The organism is Halorubellus litoreus (genome assembly GCF_037081675.1).
Taxonomy (GTDB): domain Archaea; phylum Halobacteriota; class Halobacteria; order Halobacteriales; family Natrialbaceae; genus Halorubellus; species Halorubellus litoreus.
In genome coordinates, this window is record NZ_JAZAQL010000001.1 from 1 (window position 1) to 16634 (window position 16634).

Below are 16634 nucleotides of genomic sequence, written 5' to 3' on the forward strand. Positions count from 1 at the left end.
TGGCTAAATCGAACTCCGATAGCAATGGCCTCCGGCAGGATCAACCGGAATGGTCCCGAGCTCAAGGCTCGGGGGGTGGCGGGACACACTCGAATAGAGTGTGTTCCTCACATTGCAAATGGATCTGGTTCGACGCATCCGATCGGATGTCGCCGAACCGTCGAGGCTAACATCAGATTCCGTCTTGACGGCGGACCGCAGGGGCGGAATCCTCATACGTTGGCGCCCGGGGCGTCCCGGGGCGCCGTTCACATTATTTTGAAATGGCTGGTCCATACTTAACCCCGTTGTTTCGGTCGTGCGCCTGCTATCGGTTCCCATCCTCGAAGGTACCTAAGGGCGTCGTTTCGAGTACATAGTCGGTTGGTTTTGATGCAGTTCTTTGGCCTTCGAACGTATTTTTGGGGTGTTGTATATAGCTAGAAGCTGCCGAGGCTGGCTTGGATGTCGCGCGTTGCTGGTTCGGGCGTGACGTCGTGGCCGACGAGGTCGCGGAGGTCGGTGGCGTAGGTGGTGTCGTTGTGGTCGAGGACGAGGAGGCGGCCTTTGGTGCCGCGGATGGTGCCGGTGGCGAGGGTTTCGGCGACGGGTTCGGTGTCGAGTTGGGGGCCGTGGTCGTACGTGTAGGTGTCGAGTGGGTCGTGTTCGTCGAGGAGCGCGGTCCAGGCGTGGTCGTCGACGGTGGTGGCGAGACTCTGTCGTTTGGTGGGGGTGCGGACGCGGTCGGTGAGGGTGCTGGCGATTTCGGCTTCGAGTTGCCGCGCGATGCGGCCGTCGGGGACGGTGTTGATGTGCGCACCGCGGTCGGCGCCTTGTTCGTAGAGGCGTGTTTGGAGGCGCCAACTGCGTGTGACGCCGACTTTGAAGGTGTCGGGGGCGAACGCGGCGAGGTAGATGGCGTGTTCGTCGGTACAGGCGTCGAGTGGGAGGTTGCAGTCACCTGTGCAGCGCGCGCAGGCCCACGTGCGGGTGTGTTGGTGGCAGTGGGGGGCGTCGTCGTTGGGGCAGGGATGGTGACTGGTGTCGTCGCTGTGGCCGGCGCAGTGTCTGTCGTGGAGGGTGTACGCGAGTTCGGTCTTGGGTGTTAGTTCGAGGTGTTGGACGATGCCGCCGTCGGCGACGTGGAGGGTTGCGGGTTGGGCCGGCTGGTCGGTGGGTGGTCTTGCGGGGTCGTAACCGACGATTTGCACGCGTGGTGGTTGGGGTGGGTGTCGTTTAGCGGTACCGTTTGGGTGGGTTGGCTTGGGTTGTTCGGGTGGGGTTCGGTGTCGACGTGTTCGTCCGAGTGAAGATGCTGAAGGTTTTCTGGCGGTCGGTCGGGATTTCTTGCATGTGCCTTCGGAACCCATGGATAGTTTTAAATACCATTGGTTATCACCATTGGTGTGCATGTCTGGTAAGGACAAGCATACTTCGCGACGGGATGTACTGAAGGCGGCGACTGGTGCGCTCGCGGCGACGGGCATCGTCGGGATGGCCGAGGCGCGGCCTGCGGACAAGGTCGAAGTGAACGTCGGGTTCGACGACGTTCGTGGGAAAGCGGCTGTGGAGCGAAAGGCGGACTCGGTGGTGCGAGAGTTCAACTTCGACGCGATGACCGTCCGATTGCCGAAGAAGGCGGCGGACGCGCTCGGCCGGAACCCGAGCATCCGCTACGTCGAGGAGAACGGCGAGATGCACGCGCTCGCGCAGACGACACCGTGGGGCATCGACCGCACGGACTCGGAGGTTGCGCACGCGAACGGCGAGACGGGCTCGGGCGCGGACGTGGCCATCATCGACACGGGTATCGACTCCGACCATCCCGACCTGCAGGCGAACCTGGGTGCGGGGAAGTCGTTCGTCCAGTGTTCGACGAAGGGTGGGTGTCGGTACGGAGCGAAGCCGGCGGACAACACGTGTTACACGTCGTGGGACGACGACAACAACCACGGGACGCACTGTGCGGGCATCGCGGGCGGTGTCGACAACTCGGAGGGCGTCGTCGGCGTCGCGCCGGACGTGACGCTGCACGCGGTGAAGGTCCTCGACAAGTGTGGGTCGGGGTCGTTCAGCGACATCGCGGCGGGCGTGGAGTGGGTCGCGGACCAGGGCTACGACGTCGGCTCGATGAGTCTCGGTGGTTCCTCTGGGTCGTCGGCATTGAAGGACGCGGTCCAGTACGCGACGGACAAGGGCGTGTTCCTGGTTGCGGCGGCGGGTAACTCCGGACCCTGTAGCGACTGTGTCGGGTATCCGGCGGCGTACTCTGAGGTGATGGCGGTGTCTTCGACGGCGAGTGACGACACGCTCTCGGACTTCTCCTCGACCGGTCCGGAGGTCGAGATCGCGGCGCCGGGGACGGACATCTACTCGTCGGTCGCGAGCAACGGTGGGTACGACACGTATTCGGGGACGTCGATGGCGTGCCCGCACGTCGCGGGTGCGGCCGGCCAGTTGATGGCTGACGGCGCGACGGCGTCGGATGCGCGCGGTACGCTGAGGTCGAGCGCGGAGGACATCGGTCTCGGTAGTAACGAGTCGGGCGCGGGTCTGCTGGACGTCGCGAGCGCGCTCGGGCTCGATTCGAGCGACAACTGAGTCGGGCGCGCCCCAGGTCTGCAGCGGGAAACGAAGCCACCACCGGATTCTTTTCGCCGCCGAAGCTGCTAGATGTATGTTGCATTCCACTGGATTTTCTTTATTCCGTCCCCTTCCCACACAGATATTTTCATATTAGCTGGTTGTTTTCCGCGCTGACTGGGAAAGCTTTAATTACTATCCGCTATCACCGTTGGTTGTATGGTAGACAACGACAGGCGGGTGAGTCGGCGTCAGGCACTGAAAGTGGCGGGGTCCGCGGTCGTCGGGGCGAGCGCTGCGGGACTCGCGAGCGGGGAGCCGGCGGAGAAGGTCGAGGTGAACATCGGGTTCTCGGGGACGAGAGGGCGAGCGGCGGCGGAGAAGGCGGCGGATTCGGTGAGTCGACGGTTCGGGTTCGACGCCATCACAGCTGAACTTCCGCGCAAGGCCGCCAAGGGGCTTCGGAACAACCCGAACATCCGGTACGTCGAGAAGAATGACCTGATGCACGCCATCGACCCGGTGGAGTCCAGTGGCGGCCCGCCGGGGTCCTGTGACCCGTGGCCGGACTGTCGTGGGAGCGACGGCGGCGACGGCGGTGACACGAGTCAGACGCTCGAGTGGGGCGTCGACCGCGTCGACGCGGAGGTTGCGCACGCGAACGGCGACACGGGCGCAGGTGCGGACGTCGCCATCCTCGACACGGGCATCGACTCGGACCACCCGGACCTTCAGGCGAACCTAGGCTCGGGGAAGGCGTACGCGACCTGTAACGGCTGCAACGAGTCCTGGGACGACGACAACGACCACGGCACGCACTGTGCGGGCATCGCGGGCGCGGACGACAACACCGAGGGCGTCGTCGGCGTCTCGACGGAGGCGACGCTGCACGCTGTGAAGGTTCTCGACAGTCAGGGCTCGGGGTCGTTCAGCGACATCGCGGCGGGCGTGGAGTACGTTGCGGACCAGGGCTGGGACGTCGCGAGCATGAGTCTCGGCGCGTCCTCCGGGTCGTCGGCGTTGCAGGACGCCTGTCAGTACGCGGCCGACAAGGGCGTGTTCCTGGTTGCGGCGGCGGGTAACTCCGGGCCCTGCAGTGACTGCGTCGGCTATCCGGCCGCGTACTCGGAGGTCGTCGCGGTGTCCTCGACGGCGAGCGACGATTCGCTGTCGTCGTTCTCGTCGACGGGATCGCAGGTCGAGATCGCGGCGCCGGGCTCGGACATCCGGTCGACGATTCCGGGCGGGTACGACACGTTCTCGGGGACGTCGATGGCGTGCCCGCACGTCGCAGGTGCGGCCGGTCAGCTGATGGCGGGCGGGATGTCCGCGTCGAACGTCCGGAGCACGCTGAAGTCCAGTGCGGAGGACATCGGACTCGGCGGCAACGAGTCCGGGTCCGGCCTGCTGGACGTCGCGAGCGCGCTCGGCTACGACTCGAGCGACAACTGAGTCGGGGAGTGGCGCCCTGCGGACGCGCGAGAGCGCGTCCGCGCACACGCGAAATCGAGAATCTCTTCTTTCGAGGTGGCCGTCGTCGGACGGTGCGTCTCCCACCGAAGGCACCCGGTGATCGTGCTATGGGGGAAGAGTTTACGTCGCGTCCGCGGGTACGGCTGGGCATGACGCTTTCCGGGTCGTTGTCTGCGACGGTCGACGAGGGGACGGTCGAGTTCAGGTACGAGGTGACGAACACGGGTGATGAGGCGGTGGAGCTCCAGTTCTCGAACGCGCAGACCCACGACGTGGTGGTGTTCGAGGACGGCGAGGAGGTGTGGTCGTTCGCGGCGGGTCGGATGTTCGCGCAGATGCTCCAGTCGGAGGCGTGGGCGCCCGGCGAGTCGTCGTCGTACGGCGCGACGTGGGAGGATGCGCCGTCGGGCGAGTACGAGGCACGAGCGTGGCTCGCGTCGAACGACGTGGACGCGGAGGCGGCGACGTCGTTCTCGGTGTAGTCCGGGGGCTCTCGAAGCGGTCAGTTCCATCGTCGAGCCGCCGCGCTACTGCGTGCGGCGTGCTCGAAGGGTCAGTATTCGTCGCGGAGTTCGGCGGCGAGTTGGCGCGTCGCTTTCTCGACGGATTCGTCGCTGGAGCGCGGCGGTTCCCAGCCGAGCGCGCTGAGTTTCTCGATGGAGAGCCGCATCTTCGGGACGTCGCCGGTCCACCCGCGGTCGCCGCCGGTGTACTCGTAGTCGGGGTCGCAGTCGAGTTCGTCGGCGACGATGTCGGCGATGCGGTTGACGCTCGTGGTCGTTCGCGTGCCGAGGTTGTACGTGTTGAGGTCCGCGTCGGCGTGTTCGACGACGTGGATCATGGCGTCGATGCAGTCCTCGACGTGCATGTAGGACTTCTCCTGGCGCCCGTTCCCGAGTATCTCGAGGGTCTCCGGGTTCTCGAGGAGTTTCTCGATGAAGTCGGGGACGACGTTCCCGCGCTGGTTCGGGCCGACGATGTTCGCGAACCGGTACACCCACGCCTGGATGCCGTAGGAGTGCGCGTACGTGGAGATGATGGCTTCGTCGGCGAGTTTGGAGGAGCCGTAGATGCTGATGGGTTCGAGGGGTGCGTAGTCCTCGGGCGTGGGCATGGGCGCTTCGCCGTACACGGTCGAGGAGGAGGTGAACGCGAGTTTGTCGACGCCGACGTCGTGCATGCGTTCGAGGACGTTGTACGTCATCCCGCCGTTCTCCTCGAAGAGCTTGCGGTCGTCGTCGTAGTTCGTGTCGGTGTACGCGGCGAAGTGGAAGACGACGTCGACGTCGCCGGTGATGGTGTCGGCGACGTCGGCTTCGTCGGTCATGTCTCGCTGTCGGAATTCGACGGTCTCGGGGACGCGGTCGCGCGTGCCTTTCGAGAGGTCGTCGACGGCGAGGACGTCGTTGTCGGCGGCGAGTTCGGCGGCGAGGTGCGAGCCGACGAGGCCGGCGGCGCCGGTCACGACGACGCGCTTGTCGGTGAGGTCCATGCCTGGGACGTCGCCGGAGTCGCGTATGAGATTTGTGATGTTACGATGCGCTCGTAGCTGGCAGTGGGTGGGACAGTGGCTTCGGGCGGGTCGTGGTCAGTCGTCGCTGGCTGGCGTGGGTGGGTTGGCGATGAGGGATTCGGTGCGGTCCCAGAGTTCGCGGGCGAGGTCGTCGTCGCGTGCGGTCGCGGACGGTGTCTTCGGGTTGGTGTTCGAGAAGTACTCGCCGGTGACGTCGTAGTCGTCGGCGGCGGCGAGGTAGACGCTGGTGGCGGCGGCGGTCTCGACGGTGTCGGCGATCCGTTCGAGGACGAACGCGGGGAGGACGCCGAGTGCAGGCATGAGGGCGGAGACGGGGAAGGAGGCGTCGCGCCAGAGTTCGCTCCCGGGGACGAACCCGGGGTGCAGCGAGTTCACGAGCTTGTCGGGGTTGCGCGCGGCGAGTTCGCGCGAGAAGAGGACGTTCGCGAGCTTCGAGCGCGCGTACGCCTGGAAGCCGTCGTAGTCGTCGACGGTGGTGACGGCTTCGGTCGTGAGGTCGCTCGCGGTGGCGCGTCCGTGGACGGCGCTGGCGACGGTGACGACGCGCCCCTGGGGGGCGAGGTCGTCGAGGAGTTCCCGCGTGAGTTCGAACGGCGACAGGTGGTTGACGCGGAACGTGCGTTCGACGCCGGCGGCGAGGCTCGGGCCGTCGAAGTGCGCGCCGGCGTTGTTCACGAGGACGTCGAGTTCGTCGACGCGGTCGGCGACGGCGGCGGCGAGTTCGCTCGGCGCGTCGGGGTCGGCGAAGTCCGCGCGGACGAAGACGGGGTTGGCGTCGAGCTCGCGGAGTTCGTTCGCGAGGGCGCGCCCGGCGGTTCGGTCGCGGCCGTGGACGAGGACGCGCGCGCCGAGTCGGCCGAGCGCGAGTGCGGTCTCCCGGCCGACGCCGTGCGTGGCGCCCGTCACGAAGACGGTTCGCCCGTCGAGGTCGGCGTCGGCGACGCCGGCGACGGCTTCGGGTCGTGTCATGCCGGGGATTTCAATCGCTCGCGGGATAAGTCCCCGGTCGTGCGTCTGCGATGCAGCGGCGCGAGTGGTCATGCGTCGAGGATGCAGCGACGCTGGTGGTCGTGCGTCGGCGACGCCAGGCCGGCGTTCGTGCACGCGCGCCATCGGTATTTTGCCCGTTGGCGTCAAAAGGTGGGTCGTGTCGCTTTCGACGTCGACGGTCCTGTTGGTGCTGGTCGTGGTCGGCCTCGGCGGGGTCGTGAAGGGACTGGTCGGGTTCGGGTACGCGATCGCGGGGACGGCGGTGCTCGCGTCCCTGTTGTCGCCGACGACGGCGGTTGCGTTGATGATCGTGCCGATGCTCGCGGCGAACCTCCGGTTGCTCGGCGAGCTCACTGGGAGTGGGTTGCGGTCGTGCGTCGGCCGCTTCTGGCCGTTCGTCGCGGCGGCGGTCGTCGGGACGGTCGGTGGGATGGCTGTGCTCTCGGTCGTCCCGGGCCGCGTGGTCGCGACCGGGCTTGGGGCGTTCACGCTCGCGTACGTCGTCCTCCAGCAGGACCGCGTCCGCGTGCCGGGCGTCGCGGCGTTCGAGCGGACGTGTTTCGTGGAGACGACGACGATGAAAGCGCTCCTCGGGTTCGCGTCCGGCGTCGTGTTCGGCGTCTCGAACGCTGCGGTCCAGGTGGTCGCGTACCTCGACAGCCTCGACCTCGACCGGGAGACGTTCGCGGGCGTGCTCGCGATGATACTCGTCGGCGTCTCCACCGTCCGCCTGGGTGTCGCCTGGCAGTTCGGACTGTTCGAGGCGGGGAGCACGCTCTGGGTGTCCGCGGCCGCGGCCGTTCCCGGTGTCGCGGGCGTCGCGCTCGGCGAGCGTTTCCGTGACCGCGTCGACGACGCCGTCCTCGCGAGGGTGGCGCTCGCGCTGTTCGCGGTCATCGCCGTCCGCCTACTCTCGAAGGGCGTCCTCGGCGTGTGACCGGGAGCCTGCGCCGGTCGGTTCGCGCGAAGCGTAACCCGCTTACGCGCACCAGCCGAATCGTGCGGCATGCAGGGTGAACACGAGGTCGTCGTCTGCCGCCTGGAGCACCGGCCGGGGCGCGACGACCGGATGACGACGCACGTCGGGCTCACGGCGCGCGCGCTCGGCGCTGATCGACTCGTGCTCCCGGACAACGCCGCGCAGGCCGAGGAGACGGTCGTCGACATCACCGCGCGCTTCGGCGGGCCGTTCGACGTGGAATGCACCGAGGGCACGGTCGGGTTCGTCCGGAACTTCGAGGGCACCGTCGTCCACCTCACGATGTACGGCGAGCGCGTCCAGGACGTCGAGGACGACGTGCGAGCAGCTCACGCGGACGGCCCGGTCCTCGTCGTCGTCGGCAGCGAGAAGGTGCCGTTCGACGTGTACGAGCACGCGGACTTCAACGTCGGCGTCACGAACCAGCCCCATAGCGAGGTCGCGGGCCTCGCCGTCTTCCTCGACCGGCTCTTCGACGGCCGCGAACTCGACCGCGAGTGGGCGGACCCGGAGGCGGTCGTCCTCCCACAGGACACCGGGAAGCGCGTCGTCGACCCCGAGGACGCACCCGCCGACCGCGTCGCAGGGGGCGACCAGGTCGCGAGCGGCGACGACGAGTGACCACCCGACACCAGGCGACGCCCGTATGCTCGTGCGGGCGGGTCGTTCCGCTCGCCACACCCTCAACCAATGGAAACGGCCGCCTGGCGGCGGCCGTATGCTCGTGCGGGCGGGTCGTTCGGTAGTTTTAAACTCGCCAAGACCCGCTTTTCGTACAAGATGGCTTTTGAGGACCTCCTCGAAGACCCCGTGATACAGAAGTACCTCCACGAGTTGGTCGGCCCGAAGGGGATGCCGGTTGCGGCTGCACCCCCGGACGGCGAAGTGACCGACGAGGAGCTCGCCGAGGAGCTGGACCTCGAACTGAACGACGTGCGGCGCGCGCTGTTCATCCTCTACGAGAACGACCTCGCGGAGTACCGGCGGCTGCGCGACGAGGACTCCGGGTGGCTCACGTACCTGTGGACGTTCCACTACGAGAACATCCCGGAGAACCTCGAAGAGGAGATGCATCGCCTGCTGGAGGCGCTCGAGGACCGCGAGGAGTACGAGCGCAACCACGAGTTCTACCTCTGCGAGGTGTGCTCGATCCGCTTCGAGTTCGGTGAGGCGATGGACTTCGGGTTCGAGTGCCCCGAGTGCGGGTCGCCCCTGGAGTCGATGGACAACGACCGCCTCGTCACCGCGATGGACGACCGGCTCGCGGCGCTGCGCGAGGAACTGAACGTGGAGTCGGGCGCATAATGGTCGTTCTCGCGACGAAAGTCTACGTGTCCGGTGACGCTCGCGACCGCGTCGTCGACAGCCTCAAGAGCCTCGTGGGGAACGAGCTCGCGGACCTGGACGTCGAGTTCGACGTCGGCGTCCGTCAGGACGGCTTCCCGTCCGTGACGGTCACGGGCGAGGACGAGGTGGTGGCGCGGAACGTGCTCGCCGAGGAGTTCGGCGAGATAGACGCGCACATGGACGAAGGCGAGACGTACGTCGGCACGTTCGACTCGTGGAGCGAGGAGGGGTTCGTGCTCGACGCGGGCGAGGACGTGTACGTGCCGGCCGAGGACATCGGGCTCGGGCAGGGGACGCCGAGTCAGGTCCGCGAGCGGTTCGGGCTCGTCCAGCACATGCCCCTGGAGTTCGTGTACGGCGGCGAGGGGAAACCCAGTCGGTTGAGTGACGCGCAGCGCGACGAACTCTACGAGTGGACGCGCGGCGACGGGCGCGTGAACGTGAACTCGGCGACGCGCGCCGAGGTGCGTGCGACCGTGAACCGCGCGGGGCACGCGCGCGACATCGTGACCGTGGAACGCATCGGGCTCCTCGAGCAGAGCATCGTCTGTAAGGAGGGCACGGACCCGCCGGGGTTGCTCGCGGCGATCGGCGAGTACCTGCCGGCGGAGATCCGCTGCGTCATCCCCTGAGGTATGACTCGGAAACGACTCGTCCTCGCGGTGCTGTCGCTCGCAGCGCTCGCCGCTCTCGCGGGCTGTACGTCGCCGTTCGGTGGTGGCGTCAACGAGGAGCGCCTGAACGAGAACGCGACCTACGAGTGGAACGACTCCGCGGACGTCTACGTGAACGTCACGGGCGGCCAGTACAAGGCGGTGTACGACGTCTCGGGGTTCGAGGGCACCGAGTTCGAGCTGTGGCGACCGGGTATCGAGTCCCGGAATCCGCTCCCGATAGCGGCGCTCAAGTACCGATATCCGAACGGGACGACGGTGACGGCGGACAACCTCACGGTGGAACGCCGCGGCGGGGCGACGGTGGTGAACCTCCCGCAGTCGTCGGGGAAGGTGGCGTTCACGGCGCGGACCGACCAGAAGTCACTGTTGCTCCCGTCGTACCTCGAGGGGTCGTATCACGTGGTGCTCCCGGAGAACATGCGGGTCGGGTTCCCGCTGTTCGGGCAGGTGTCGCCGGGCGCTGACGAGCGGTCGCTCGACGAGGCGACGGGCCGCGTGCACCTGCGGTGGGACGAACTCTCGCGGAACATGTCCCTCCAGTGGTATCTGGCGCGGGACATCTGGCTGTTCGCTGGGCTCGTGCTCGTCCTCGGTGGTATCGGCGCGGTCGGCGTGTCGTACTACGTCTACCAGATACGGCAACTGGAGCAGAAGCGCGAGGACCTCGGGTTGGACGTGAGCGACCAGGACGACGGTCGCGACCCGCCGCCGGGGATGGGCTGACCGGTCGCCCGCGACCCGCCGCCGGGGATGGGCTGACGTCGGTGTCGACTCGCCTGGCGTCGACTCGGCGTCGGCGTTCTCTCTGTTGGGCGTCGCACTCGTTTTGAACCTCGACCGCCGAGGGGGAGGTATGGACGTAGCTGTGGTCACCGTCGGGGACGAGTTGCTCTCGGGGGAGACCGAGAACACGAACGCGACGTGGTTGTGTCGTCGACTCACCGAGCGTGGGACGCGCGTTCGACGGGTGATGACGGTCCCGGACGACGAGGCGGACATCGCGCGCGTCGTGAACGAGTTCCACGCGGAGTACGACGCGACGATAGTCACTGGTGGGTTGGGGCCGACGCACGACGACCGGACGATGGCGGGCGTTGCCGCGGCGTTCGGACGCGACCTCGAGCACAGTCAGGACGTGGAGGACTGGCTCGTCGAGCACGGCGGGTACGCCGCCGGCGACCTCGCTGCTGGGACGACCGCTGTCCCGGTGGACGCGCGCGTTCTCCACAACGTCGAGGGCGTTGCGCCGGGCGCGGTCGTGGAGTCGACGTACGTCCTTCCGGGCGTGCCGGGCGAGATGAAGGCGATGTTCGAGCTCGTCGCCGAGGAGTTCGAAGGCGAGCAAACGCACGTCGAGACGGTGTTCGCGGCGGAGCCGGAGTCGGCTCTCGTCGACCGCTTCGAGCGCGTGCAAGCGGAGTTCGACGTGACCGTCGGGAGCTATCCGGGCGACGGCGTCCGCATCCGCGTCTCGGCCACGGACGCTGACGAGGTCGCGGCGGCGGCGGCGTGGCTCCGCGAGCGCGTCGACGGCGGCGAGGAGTAGATCGACGGCGGGCGTTCGCTGTCGTTACTGGTAGATCTTGTAGAGCCAACCGGCGGTGATGGCGAGGCTGAGCACGAGGACGCCGAGGCCGAGTTGCGTGTTCGCGACGAGGTCCGCTGCGAGTGGAATCGGTGTCATGAACGGGCGTTGTGACCCCGGTGGCTTAAGCGTTGACAGAGGAACCGACTGCTTTTCCCGGCGACGGCCGTACGAGCGGGTATGCGAGTGGGCGTGGTCGTGAACCCCATCGCGGGGATGGGTGGACGCGTCGGGTTGAAGGGGACCGACGGGCTGGTCGAGGAGGCCCGCGAGCGGGGTGCCCAGCCGCGCGCGCCGGAGCGCGCGAGGACGGCGCTGTCGGCGCTCCGGGCGCGCCGCGACGACGTGACGATAGTGACGGCGAGCGGCGAGCTCGGCGCGGACGCCGCGGTCGACGCCGGGTTCGACCCGGAGGTCGTCTACGAGTTCGAGCCAGACGACGCGGGTGCGTCGACGACGTCGGCGGCGGACACGCGTGCGGCGGTGCGGGCGTTCGTCGACGCGGACGTGGACCTCGTGCTGTTCGTGGGTGGGGACGGGACGGCGGTGGACGTCGCTCGTGCGCTCGAGGCGGCGGGCGACGGGACGGCGGCGGTCCCGATGCTTGGCGTGCCGGCTGGCGTGAAGATCTACTCGTCGGTGTTCGGGGTGACGCCGAGCGACGCCGGCCGCGTCGTCGCGTCGTTCGATGCGGTCGAGGAGCGCGAGGTGAACGACATCGACGAGGCGGCGTACCGCGACGGCGAGGTGCGGACGACGCTGCGTGCCGTGGTGCCGGTCCCGGTGGCGGAGGCGGTGCAGTCCTCGAAGCAGGTCGCGGGCGGGAGCGTCGACGGCGTCGCCGCGGGGTTCGCGGGCGACGTCCGCGAGGGCGTGACGTACGTCCTCGGCCCCGGGAGTACGGTCGGTGCCATCAAGCGCGAGCTCGGGTTCGAGCCGTCGCCGCTCGGCGTGGACGTCTACCGCGACGGCGAGGTCGTCGTTCGGGACGGCACCGAGGACGAGATACTGGCGGCGCTCGGCGAGGAGAACGTCGTCGTGGTGTCCCCCATCGGCGGCCAGGGGTTCGTGTTCGGCCGCGGGAACCACCAGATATCGCCGCCGGTCATCGAGCGGTCGACGGTCGAGGTGGTGGCGTCGCCGAGCAAGCTCGACGACGTCGGCGTCCTCCGCGTCGACACCGACGACGAGGCCGTCAACGAGTCGCTCCGGGGCTGGCAGAAGGTCCGCGTCGGCCGGTACGAGCACCGGCTCCTGAAGGTCGTCTGAGCGCCGGCCGTCGCCGCCCAGTCGTTCGTTTTCTGTGACACCACTGTCGAGAATCGCGTGCAGAGACGACCTAGAAGACAGGTGAAGGTATATTATGGAACGAGGGGCAAATATAAGGTATACCGTTGCCTAGGCGGGGGCATGGAAACGCGTAAAGTGCAGCGGCTCGGGCCGTCGACGCTGGCGATGACGCTCCCGGCCGAGTGGGCGAAGGAACACGACGTCGAGAAGGGCGACGAGGTGTCCCTGCGGATGGGTGGCAAGGGCACGCTGACGGTGATGCCGGAGTCGGCGAACAGCGAGGAGACGGAGGCGGTCATCCACGCGGACGACCTGGACGCCGACGCCGTCGAGCGCGCGATCGTCGCGCAGTACGTGCTCGGACGCAGAGTCATCCGTATCGAGAACGAGTCCGGGGCGCTCGACAGCGAGCAGATCAACGCGGTCTATCGTGCGGAGACCCAGCTCATGGGTCTCGGCGTCATCGAGGAGACGCCGGAGAGCATCGCCATCCGGTGCTCGGTCGACCCGGAGGACTTCACGCTCGACAACCTCCTCGAACGCCTGGAGTCGACGGGGTCGACGATGCGCGGGGAGGCAGTGAAGGCGCTCGCGCACGGGAACCCGGACCTCGCGCAGCGCGCGCTCAACCGCGAGCGGCAGGCGAACAAGATCTTCGTCCTCCTCCTGCGCCTCATCTTCACGGCGTACCAGAATCCGAACCTCGCTCGCGCGGTCGGGCTCGCGGACGGCTTCCCGCTCATCGGCTACCGGAGCATCGCGAAGAACCTCGAACTGACCGCGGACAACGCCGAGGACATCGCCGAGATCGTCCTCGAGGCCGAGGGTCACACGTTGAACGTCGACCAGTCGACGATGCGGCGCATCCGGGAGTTCACCGAGCAAGTCGACGAGCTCACCGCGCTCGCGGTCGAGTCGGCGGTGACGCGGGACTACGACAAGACCATCGCGGCCCGCGAGCTCTTCCACGAGATCAGCGACCGGGAGCGCGAGATACTCAACGACCTCCCGGAGATGGACAACCAGGACCTCCTGCAGGTCCGCGAGGTCCTCGTGAGCCTCCAGCAGACCGCGCAGTACGCGATGCGGAACGCCGAGATCGCGGTGAACCTCGCGCTGAACGAGGAGTCCGACCACACGACCATCAACTGACCGCGTCTCACGCGACCGTCGACTGACTGCGCGAGCGGGTTCGCGAACGAACGCGAGACCGCGTCAGTCGCTCGCGACCACCTCTTCTCGGTCGCCCTCCCGTGTCTCGTGAGCGTCCGCGTCGGTCTTCCGGACGCGTAGTGGGCTTCGACTGGTTATCTCGCAGTCGAACGCGGGATGTTCGGCGAAGTGCCGGACGAGCATGTGGCGTCGCGACCCCGTGATGCCGGTCCGCGAGACGTCGTCGGCGTCGAACGTCTCGGGGAGGCGCTCGTAGAGGCGTTCGACGGCGTCGAAGTCCCGGAACACCTTCGCGTTCCCGGCGGAGTCGGCGCCGCGACGCCGGACCTCGTAGGAGCCGTCCTCGCGGTGGCGGCCGGCGGTCCGGAAGAACTCGCGGTCGGCGACGACGGCGTCACCCAGTTGCTCTTTGAGCGCGACGGCGTCGGCTCTGGACAGTTCCACGCAAGCATCGTCGACAGTAACCTGAATGCGCTCGCTCGATGCGTCGGTCGTTACCTCGGGCTCACCCGAGAAGAACTCGATCCGGAGAGTGAGTACTCCGTTCCATACGCTACGGGTACGCCGCCACCGTCAAAACACTTCCGCCGACGGGTCGCCGGGTCCGGCGCGTCGACCCGCGCCGCTTCGGCCGCGAGTCGCTTCGCCCGCGGGTCAACCGAGGCGAGCGTACTGCGGGTCGAGTGCGGGCAGGACGCCGCCGTCGTCGGTCGTCGTACTGTCGTCGCCGTTCGACGTCGACCCGCCGTCGTCGGTCGTGGTATCCTCGCCAGTCGTCGTGTCCTCGCCGGTCGTCGTATCCTCGCCGGTCGTCGTGCCGTCGTCGCCGTCACCGGCCTCGTCACCGCCGTCGTCGCTTCCGGTCTCGTCTGCGGCCTCGTTCCCCGGTGCGGTGTCGTCCTTCGTCCCGAACACGTCCGTCTCGATGGTCTCGCGGTGCGTCATCCCCTGGAGCGGGATGTCGAGTTCGGTGCCGGCGACCTCGACGCTCGCCGCGAAGTCGATGACGACGTCGGTGCGCTGGTTGCGCTCGACGTGAGTCACCCACCAGTCGTCGAGGTTCTCGTTCTGGATGTACGTCACCGTCCGCACCTGCGTGAGCGAGTTCGGCTCCAGTATCTTCTCGTCGGTGTTCTCGCCCGCGCCGACGCGCACGTCGTTCATCTCGATAGTGTAGTTCAGCTTCGAGACCGGTATCGCGTAGTCCTTCGGGTTGTAGATGTAGAAGTCGACGACGATACCCGTCCGCTCGCTCGTGACCTCTCCCCACTGCGCGCGCGTCTCGTTCACGTACAGGACCGGGTCGCTCACGAGCGGACTGCTCGAGTTCACCGGGCGCGTCTCCGTGGAGTTGAACGACGAGAGCATGTCCGTCTCGATGCTACGGGTCTGCGTGACCGGGACGGACCGACCGAGGAAGTCCGATTCCACGGTGGCGTTCACGTTCACGGTCGTCTGCTCGTCGTTCCGGACGTGACTCACCCACCAGTCGGGGATGCGGTCGTTGTCGAGGGACGTATCGAGGTCGATCGTCGAGTTCCCGGGCGGCATCGCGATGGCGCCCGTCGACCCGTTCGCCATGCGGAGGTCGTTCATCGCGATGGCGTACTCGCCGGAGACGCCGAGGAAGCTCGCCCCGATCGGGTTCGGGTTCGTCACCTCGATCGTCGACCCGATCGTCGTCGTCTCGTCGTTCACGCCAGTGAACTCGTTCTGGAACTCGTTCACCGCGGGGACGCCCAGGAATCCCGCGGCGAACGCGACGCCGACGGCGACGACGACCGCGAGCACGCCCGTTCCCACGATTCGGAAGAGACTCCCGAGGAACAGCGACCTCAGTGTCGCGACGACCGACGAACCTGTACCACCGTCTCCTGCGGAGTCGGCACCCATCTTGTTCCCGGTTCAATCGTCGAACGCTAAAGGTCTTGTCGCAAGACGATTTGGGGGCTACAGTCCGGCAGCGCCCACGAAGCACGCCGGTCGGTCCGTCGGGTCGCGGTCGCTGACCGGAGACGGTGGTACTAAGTCAGCCGCGTGGATACGAGCGAGTATGACTGCTACGGACACCGGTGGGTCGGACAAGGGCGTGGGGTTCACGATGCTGTTCGGCGCTGGCGCGGTGCTCGGCGCCGTCGTCATGGCGGCCGCGGGCTTCGTCGCGACGGGGTCGCTGCGCGGCGGTATCGACGTCCCGGAGGCGACGACCGCGGCGATGGAGGTCAACGCCTCGATAGGGTTCGCGCTCGCGATGGCGTTCGCGGTCCTGGCGGTCGTCGCGGTTCAGGTGTACGACGCCTGACGACCGGGAAACCGTTAATACGCTAAGTCACGTACCTCCGGCATATCGATGAGTGAGTATTCCGAAGAGGAACAGCGCATTCTCGCGTACCTCCGCGATAGCGTCTCGCGCGGACAGCAGTACTTCCGCTCGAAGAACATCGGGGACGCGCTGGGGCTCTCTTCGAAACAGGTGGGCGTTCGACTCCCGAACCTGGACGAGAAGTCCGAGGAGGTCGACATCGAGAAGTGGGGGCGTGCTCGCTCGACGACGTGGAAGGTCACGGTGAGTTAGTTCTCGATGACTGTGACCGTCGAGCGGACGTTCGCGTTCAAAGCGCCGCCTGAGGACGTCTGGGCGTTCATCTCCGAACCGGCGAAGCGAGCGGAAGCGATCAGCGTCGTCGAGTCCTACGACATCGATGCGGACGATCGCGGCGACAAAGCGACGTGGCACGTGAGCCTCCCGATTCCGGTTATTTCGCGGACGGCGGCGGTGGAGACGCGCGACGTGGAGCGTCGCGACGGCGAGTACGTGAAGTTCGTGGGGCGCTCGAAGGTGATGCGCGTGGTCGGCGAGCACGAGGTGGTGCCGACCGAGGACGGCTGCGAGCTCGTGAACCGGTTCCGCGTGGAGGGGAAGCTCCCGGGCGTGGAGCGGTACTTCAAGAAGAATCTCGACGGGGAGCTCGACAACCTCGAGGCTGCATTGCGCGCGGACCTCGGGCTCCCAGCATGAGGCGG

Annotated in this window: 19 protein-coding genes; 14 read left to right on the forward strand and 5 right to left on the reverse strand. The window is 67.4% G+C overall.

Annotated elements, in window-relative coordinates; translation table 11 throughout:
- Positions 1 to 419: 419 nt before the first annotated feature.
- Positions 420 to 1190, reverse strand: coding sequence for a DUF2797 domain-containing protein (locus VYJ16_RS00005; protein ID WP_336348270.1), 771 nt, complete (start codon positions 1188 to 1190; stop codon positions 420 to 422).
- A gap of 199 nt (positions 1191 to 1389) precedes the next feature.
- Between VYJ16_RS00005 and VYJ16_RS00010 the strand changes: the two genes are divergently transcribed.
- The 3 genes from VYJ16_RS00010 (at position 1390) to VYJ16_RS00020 (ending at position 4517) form a co-directional block, all read left to right on the forward strand.
- A complete protein-coding gene (locus VYJ16_RS00010) occupies positions 1390 to 2580 on the forward strand; it encodes a S8 family peptidase (protein WP_336348271.1) in 1191 nt (396 codons plus the stop codon).
- A gap of 201 nt (positions 2581 to 2781) precedes the next feature.
- Entirely contained in the window at positions 2782 to 4014 is a 1233-nt protein-coding gene (locus VYJ16_RS00015; RefSeq protein WP_336348272.1) for a S8 family serine peptidase, read from the forward strand.
- Between the two features lie 170 nt (positions 4015 to 4184).
- On the forward strand, positions 4185 to 4517 hold the full coding sequence (locus VYJ16_RS00020) for a BsuPI-related putative proteinase inhibitor (protein ID WP_336348273.1): 333 nt from the start codon (positions 4185 to 4187) through the stop codon (positions 4515 to 4517).
- Positions 4518 to 4588: 71 nt separating this feature from the next.
- On the opposite strand, the gene VYJ16_RS00025 is transcribed toward VYJ16_RS00020, so the two are convergent.
- Entirely contained in the window at positions 4589 to 5527 is a 939-nt protein-coding gene (locus VYJ16_RS00025; RefSeq protein WP_336348274.1) for an NAD-dependent epimerase/dehydratase family protein, read from the reverse strand.
- A gap of 96 nt (positions 5528 to 5623) precedes the next feature.
- Positions 5624 to 6538: an SDR family NAD(P)-dependent oxidoreductase gene (locus VYJ16_RS00030; RefSeq protein WP_336348275.1), complete on the reverse strand. Its 915-nt coding sequence runs from the start codon at positions 6536 to 6538 to the stop codon at positions 5624 to 5626.
- Positions 6539 to 6716: 178 nt separating this feature from the next.
- Here VYJ16_RS00030 and VYJ16_RS00035 point away from each other — a divergent pair, with 178 nt between their 5' ends.
- The 8 genes from VYJ16_RS00035 (at position 6717) to VYJ16_RS00070 (ending at position 13589) form a co-directional block, all read left to right on the forward strand.
- On the forward strand, positions 6717 to 7496 hold the full coding sequence (locus VYJ16_RS00035; protein ID WP_336348276.1) for a TSUP family transporter: 780 nt from the start codon (positions 6717 to 6719) through the stop codon (positions 7494 to 7496).
- A gap of 69 nt (positions 7497 to 7565) precedes the next feature.
- Entirely contained in the window at positions 7566 to 8159 is a 594-nt protein-coding gene (locus VYJ16_RS00040) for a tRNA (cytidine(56)-2'-O)-methyltransferase (RefSeq protein ID WP_336348277.1), read from the forward strand.
- Between the two features lie 159 nt (positions 8160 to 8318).
- Entirely contained in the window at positions 8319 to 8843 is a 525-nt protein-coding gene (gene tfe, locus VYJ16_RS00045) for a transcription factor E (RefSeq protein WP_323675223.1), read from the forward strand.
- Positions 8843 to 9517 (forward strand): DUF2110 family protein, encoded by a 675-nt coding sequence (locus VYJ16_RS00050; RefSeq protein ID WP_336348278.1) that lies wholly within the window; start codon positions 8843 to 8845, stop codon positions 9515 to 9517. Before tfe ends, VYJ16_RS00050 begins: the two co-directional genes overlap by 1 nt.
- A gap of 3 nt (positions 9518 to 9520) precedes the next feature.
- Positions 9521 to 10285 (forward strand): DUF5803 family protein, encoded by a 765-nt coding sequence (locus VYJ16_RS00055; RefSeq protein ID WP_336348279.1) that lies wholly within the window; start codon positions 9521 to 9523, stop codon positions 10283 to 10285.
- 130 nt (positions 10286 to 10415) lie between these two features.
- A complete protein-coding gene (locus VYJ16_RS00060; RefSeq protein WP_336348280.1) occupies positions 10416 to 11108 on the forward strand; it encodes a competence/damage-inducible protein A in 693 nt (230 codons plus the stop codon).
- 219 nt (positions 11109 to 11327) lie between these two features.
- The gene (locus VYJ16_RS00065) at positions 11328 to 12416 is read left to right on the forward strand and encodes an ATP-NAD kinase family protein (RefSeq protein WP_336348281.1); all 1089 of its coding nucleotides are present in this window, start codon (positions 11328 to 11330) and stop codon (positions 12414 to 12416) included.
- Between the two features lie 141 nt (positions 12417 to 12557).
- Positions 12558 to 13589, forward strand: coding sequence for a phosphate uptake regulator PhoU (locus VYJ16_RS00070; protein WP_336348282.1), 1032 nt, complete (start codon positions 12558 to 12560; stop codon positions 13587 to 13589).
- 63 nt (positions 13590 to 13652) lie between these two features.
- On the opposite strand, the gene VYJ16_RS00075 is transcribed toward VYJ16_RS00070, so the two are convergent.
- On the reverse strand, positions 13653 to 14048 hold the full coding sequence (locus tag VYJ16_RS00075) for a DUF7528 family protein (protein ID WP_379761968.1): 396 nt from the start codon (positions 14046 to 14048) through the stop codon (positions 13653 to 13655).
- A 216-nt stretch (positions 14049 to 14264) separates the two neighbouring features.
- On the reverse strand, positions 14265 to 15503 hold the full coding sequence (locus VYJ16_RS00080) for an LEA/WHy family protein (RefSeq protein WP_336348284.1): 1239 nt from the start codon (positions 15501 to 15503) through the stop codon (positions 14265 to 14267).
- A gap of 160 nt (positions 15504 to 15663) precedes the next feature.
- Here VYJ16_RS00080 and VYJ16_RS00085 point away from each other — a divergent pair, with 160 nt between their 5' ends.
- From VYJ16_RS00085 to VYJ16_RS00095, 3 genes are read left to right on the forward strand one after another with little or no spacing between them, the layout of a single operon-like run.
- Entirely contained in the window at positions 15664 to 15912 is a 249-nt protein-coding gene (locus VYJ16_RS00085; protein WP_336348285.1) for a DUF7525 family protein, read from the forward strand.
- 48 nt (positions 15913 to 15960) lie between these two features.
- A complete protein-coding gene (locus tag VYJ16_RS00090; protein WP_227134887.1) occupies positions 15961 to 16185 on the forward strand; it encodes a DUF7123 family protein in 225 nt (74 codons plus the stop codon).
- A gap of 6 nt (positions 16186 to 16191) precedes the next feature.
- Positions 16192 to 16629, forward strand: coding sequence for an SRPBCC family protein (locus tag VYJ16_RS00095; protein WP_336348286.1), 438 nt, complete (start codon positions 16192 to 16194; stop codon positions 16627 to 16629).
- The last annotated feature ends 5 nt before the right edge of the window (positions 16630 to 16634 follow it).